At 60.1% G+C, this 2,001-nt stretch carries 4 protein-coding genes; 1 reads left to right on the top strand and 3 read right to left on the bottom strand.

The window, feature by feature from the left end; translation table 11 throughout:
* Together EOD15_RS33520 and EOD15_RS33515 are read right to left on the bottom strand one after the other, a co-directional pair.
* The coding region (locus tag EOD15_RS33520) for a DUF4893 domain-containing protein (protein ID WP_127409254.1) at positions 1-281 on the bottom strand (281 nt) is incomplete at its 3' end.
* A gap of 115 nt (positions 282-396) precedes the next feature.
* Positions 397-1,026, bottom strand: a complete 630-nt coding sequence (locus EOD15_RS33515) for a DUF1638 domain-containing protein (protein WP_127317923.1) — start codon at positions 1,024-1,026, stop codon at positions 397-399.
* A gap of 64 nt (positions 1,027-1,090) precedes the next feature.
* Between EOD15_RS33515 and EOD15_RS33510 the strand changes: the two genes are divergently transcribed.
* Entirely contained in the window at positions 1,091-1,231 is a 141-nt protein-coding gene (locus tag EOD15_RS33510) for an entericidin A/B family lipoprotein (protein WP_023812312.1), read from the top strand.
* A gap of 84 nt (positions 1,232-1,315) precedes the next feature.
* Here the strand turns inward: EOD15_RS33510 and EOD15_RS33505 are convergent, their stop codons facing one another.
* On the bottom strand, positions 1,316-1,999 hold the full coding sequence (locus EOD15_RS33505) for a B12-binding domain-containing protein (protein WP_245463842.1): 684 nt from the start codon (positions 1,997-1,999) through the stop codon (positions 1,316-1,318).
* Positions 2,000-2,001 lie beyond the last annotated feature (2 nt).

Below are 2,001 nucleotides of genomic sequence, written 5' to 3'. Positions count from 1 at the left end.
GCCAAAGACCCGCCGGCCTTGATGGTGCGGCACCGCCAACTGCCGGTCAGGTCCTTGTCGGAAAAGGCCACCAGCGGTTTTGCCAGCAAGGCGTCGAGTTGCTTGACCTCGGCCGCATCTCCAGCTTTCGCCTCGGCAAGCGCCGCCTTGCGCGTCTCGCCATAATTGTCGAGCCGCTTCTTGTCGGCCGGGGTGATGAGTTTCTGTACGTCGCCATCGGCATGAGCGGGCAGGGCGAAACAGAGGAGACCGAGTGCGGCTATCAAGAGGCGAGGGGTCATCGGTGCGTTTCCACGTTCGAATGGCCTGGAGGGCCTGTTGCCTTATGGCGCACAACTTACCCGTTCTCGGCGGCCTGTCACCCAGGGTTGGAGCATAGCGGGGTCAGGAATTGCTTCAGGCGTGTGCAGCCGCCTGCGCCATTCCGGCCGTCAGGTCGCCATAGCCGGTTGCGCGGCGTTCATAGACGAGACCAAGCATTCTGGCTGCCTTTTCGGCGACCTTGTCGAGTTCCGGATCATTGGTCTGGGCCAGATAGATCAGCTTCTCGTAGTTGCCGAAATAGTCCTTGATCAACTCCGGGTGCTTGTCGAGGCCGAGCGGTTTCATGAAGAAAGCGTCGAACTGCCGGCAGAGGAAGTCGGTCATGTAGAAGGACATCATGTCGTCGTCGGCGACTTTCGCATAGGCCTCCATGCCTTGATAGAAGGCAAAGCAGTGCGGGCCCGCCATGCGCTCGACGCCGTGCTTCTCGCAGATGCGGTCGAGCAGGCCGCCGGTGCCGCAGTCGGCATAGCCGACGAAGATGTTGCTGTAGCCTTCGGCCTTGGCCTTTTCGATTGCCTTGTCCATGGCCGGGGCGATGCGGTCCGGATAGAAATGGAATTCTGCCGGCAGGCAGGTCAGGTCGAGGTGATCCAGTCCGAGCTGTTCCTTGACGGCCAGAATTTCGCGCGCAATCATCCCACAGGCGATAACGAGCAGCCTGTCGTCTTGATTCGGTTTCGTTTTTTGCGTCTTGGCCATGGAACCCGTCGAGCCGGCCTTCGTTGCTGTAGCGCTAATTTATCTATTGAGGGAGACACCGTCCATGAAACTGCTACGCATCACGCCAATTGCCATCTTGACCTGCGCCCTGGCCCTCACGGCTTGTGCGAACACCGTCCGAGGCGTCGGCAAGGACGTCAAATCAACCGCCAATGCGGTCGAGGACACCGTCAACAATCCCTGATCCGCACCCGGCCTTCTTCATCTGGGAACAGAAAAGCCGCGCTGCAAGGCGCGGCTTTTCCTGTTGTCCGGCCGAAATGGCCAATCAGGCCGAAGCGCGCACATTGTGCTTGCGCTTCATGAAGTCCTTGGCGGTCTCGACCGCCACTGCCGCGTCGCGGCAATAGGCATCGGCGCCGACGGCCTTGCCGAATTCCTCGTTCAGCGGCGCGCCGCCGACCAGCACGACATAATCGTCGCGGATGCCCTTTTCCTTCATCGTGTCGATGACGACCTTCATATAGGGCATGGTCGTGGTGAGCAGTGCCGACATGCCGATGATGTCGGGCTGGTGCTGTTCGATCGCATCGAGATATTTCTCGACCGCATTGTTGATGCCGAGATCGATGACGTCGAAACCAGCACCTTCCATCATCATGCCGACGAGGTTCTTGCCGATGTCGTGGATGTCGCCCTTGACGGTGCCGATGACCATCTTGCCCTGCTTCGGCGCGCCGGTGGCGGCGAGCAGCGGACGCAGGATGAACATGCCGGCCTTCATCGCATTGGCCGACAGCAGCACTTCGGGAACGAACAGGATGCCGTCGCGAAAATCCTCGCCGACGATGCGCATGCCTTCGACCAGCGCTTCCGTCAGCACCTTGTAGGGCACCCAGCCGCGCTCGAGCAGGATGTTGGTGCCTTCCTCGATCTCTTCCTTCAGCCCGTCATAGAGATCGTCGTGCATCTGCTGCACCAACTCGTCGTCGGAAAGTTCGGAAAGGATGATCT

The sequence above is a fragment of the Mesorhizobium sp. M7A.T.Ca.US.000.02.2.1 genome (assembly GCF_003996995.1).
Lineage (GTDB): Bacteria > Pseudomonadota > Alphaproteobacteria > Rhizobiales > Rhizobiaceae > Mesorhizobium.
Note: the sequence above shows the minus strand (reverse complement) of the source record. Positions and strands in the feature narration are given on the sequence as shown.